This window comes from Paraburkholderia nemoris (assembly GCF_905221015.1).
GTDB classification, from domain to species: domain Bacteria; phylum Pseudomonadota; class Gammaproteobacteria; order Burkholderiales; family Burkholderiaceae; genus Paraburkholderia; species Paraburkholderia nemoris.
The window spans coordinates 1-2,631 of record NZ_CAJNBO010000091.1 but is presented as its reverse complement, the minus strand read 5'-3'; the positions used below and the strand labels follow the sequence as shown (position 1 = coordinate 2,631).

Sequence of the window (2,631 nt, the reverse complement as noted above, 5' to 3'; positions counted from 1 at the left end):
TGTTTACGCCGACCGAAAATTCAGCCACATGTAGGGATCGCGCCGACTGAAAACTGAGCCGGGCAATCAACCTATCCTGCTAGTTTTTCAGGCAGGGTGTTTGGGGATGATCCCGATGACGATGATTGGCAAGGTGCGGCGGATGTTCCACCGCCAGAACAAGTCGGTACGCGAGATAGCGCGTCTCACAAGCCTGTCTCGCAACACGATTACTAAATATCTGAACATGGAGATTCAGGAGGAGCCGAAGTATCAGCGGCGCTCCCAGCCGACCCGGTTGACGCCGTTTCATGAGGCGTTGGTGCAGGCGCTCAGTGTCGACGCGCGGCGACCGAAGAGGGAGCGGCGCACCGCCTGGATGCTGTTCCAGGAGATCAAGGGCAGCGGCTACGACGGCTGCTACTCGCGGGTCACCGATTTCATCCGGGGCTGGCGGCAAAGCGAAGGCAAGGCGGTTTCGAAGTTGGCGTTTGTGCCGTTGCGATTCGAGCTGGGCGAGGCATTCCAGTTTGACTGGTCCGAGGAAGGACTGGTTGTCGGCGGCATTTACCGCAAGCTGCAGGTGTCGCACATGAAGCTGTGCGCGTCGCGGGCGTTCTGGCTCGTGGCCTATCCGAGCCAGGGTCACGAGATGCTGTTCGACGCCCATACGCGCTCGTTCACGGCCTTCGGCGGGGTGGCCCGTCGTGGCATCTACGACAACATGAAGACGGCGGTCGACAAGGTCCACAAAGGCAAGGGCCGCACGGTCAATCCGCGTTTCGCAGTGATGTGTTCGCACTACCTGTTCGATGCGGACTTCTGCAATGTGGCCAGCGGCTGGGAGAAAGGCGTCGTCGAGAAGAACGTGCAGGACAGCCGCCGGCGTATCTGGATTGACGCGCGTGCGCAACGCTTCGGCAGTATCTCCGAACTGAATGCGTGGCTGGCAACCCGATGCCGGTCGTTGTGGGAGCAGGTGAAGCACCCGGACTATCGGGACCTGAGTGTTGCCGACGTGTTCGAGCAGGAGCGCGCCCATCTGATGCCGATGCCGACACCGTTTGACGGTTATGTTGAGCGCGCAGCACGGGTGTCGTCGACCTGCCTGGTGGTGATTGGCCGAAACCGCTACTCGGTGCCATGCGAATTCGCAGGCCAGATGCTCAGCACGCGGCTTTATCCTGGCCGTGTTGTGGTGGTGGGCGACGACGCGGTGGTGGCCGAACACGATCGACTGGCCGACGAAGGACTGGTGCGATACGACTGGCAGCATTACATCCCGCTGATCCAGCGCAAGCCCGGCGCGCTGCGCAACGGCGCGCCGTTCCAGGATATGCCGGAGCCGCTGCAACGCCTGCGTCGGGCGTTACTACGCGAGCCAGGTGGTGACCGGGTAATGGCGAAGGTTCTGGCACTGGTCCCGGAAAGCGGTCTGGATGCCATAGTGGTTGCAGTCGAGCTTGCATTGGAGCAGGCGCCGCCTTCCGGGCGCGTGAGCGTCGAGCATGTGGTGAACGTGCTGTCGCGCATGCGCAGCGTGCAGATGCCGCCGAATATCGAAACTGCGCTACAACTGACGACACCGCCGCTGGCCGACACATCGCGCTACGACGGACTGCGCCCGGCGCTGCAACAGCCGGAGGCCGGTCATGCGTGATCTGATTGTCGAACTCAAACACTTGCGGCTGCACGGCATGGCTGCCGGCTGGGCCGAACTGCTCGAACAGGTGAATGTCGAGGCGGCGTCTTCGCAATGGCTGCTCGAACGGCTGTTGCAGGCCGAGGTCGCGGATCGGGCCGTGCGTTCGGTCAGCCACCAGATGAACGCGGCGAAGTTCCCGGTGCATCGCGACATCGCGGGCTTCGACTTCGATGGCTCGCCGGTCGACCGCCAGCTCGTCACGCAACTGGCCGGCATGACGTTCACCGAGGGCGCGCACAACCTGGTTCTGGTCGGCGGCCCGGGCTCGGGCAAGACGCATCTGGCGACCGCCATAGGCGTGTCCGGCATCATGCATCACGGCAAGCGGGTGCGTTTCTACTCGACCGTGGATCTGGCCAACGCACTGGAGCAGGAGAAAGCGCAGGGACGCGCCGGGAGAATCGCGGCGAGCCTGCTGCGCCTCGACCTGGTCATTCTGGACGAACTCGGATATCTGCCCTTCAGCCAGGCCGGCGGAGCGTTGCTATTCCACCTGCTGAGTCGCCTGTACGAACATACAAGCGTTGCGGTGACAACGAATCTGGACTTCGCCGAATGGTCCAGTGTGTTCGGCGACGCGAAGATGACCACGGCATTGCTGGACCGTCTGACGCATCACTGCCACATCGTGGAAACCGGCAACGAAAGCTACCGTTTCCGCCATAGCAGTGCCAGTGCAAAAAAGCGCATCCGGTCGCGTGAAGCAGCGCGCAGAGCCGACGGTGCGAGCGCGAACGAATTGGCCTGATCGTCGCTTGCCGCGCAGTGGAACCCGCTAAGGGCTACGCCCTTCGAAGCTTCCACTGCGCAATACATCCTCATACGAAGGAGGACAAGCACTTCCGAAACCCATACACTTATCCACAACCGGTCCTTCTTCAGACCGGTCTCCACCCCGGCTCAAAGCTCGGTCGGCGCGGTGGCTCAAAATTCACTCGGCGCGGACA

The 2,631-nt window shown here is 62.2% G+C and carries 2 protein-coding genes; both read left to right on the top strand.

What is annotated here, in order from left to right:
* The first annotated feature begins 115 nt into the window (after window positions 1-115).
* On the top strand, window positions 116-1,639 hold the full coding sequence (istA, locus tag KHO33_RS41740; RefSeq protein ID WP_200568551.1) for an IS21 family transposase: 1,524 nt from the start codon (window positions 116-118) through the stop codon (window positions 1,637-1,639).
* Window positions 1,632-2,432 (top strand): IS21-like element helper ATPase IstB, encoded by an 801-nt coding sequence (gene istB, locus KHO33_RS41735; RefSeq protein ID WP_200568550.1) that lies wholly within the window; start codon window positions 1,632-1,634, stop codon window positions 2,430-2,432. Before istA ends, istB begins: the two co-directional genes overlap by 8 nt.
* Window positions 2,433-2,631: the final 199 nt, after the last annotated feature.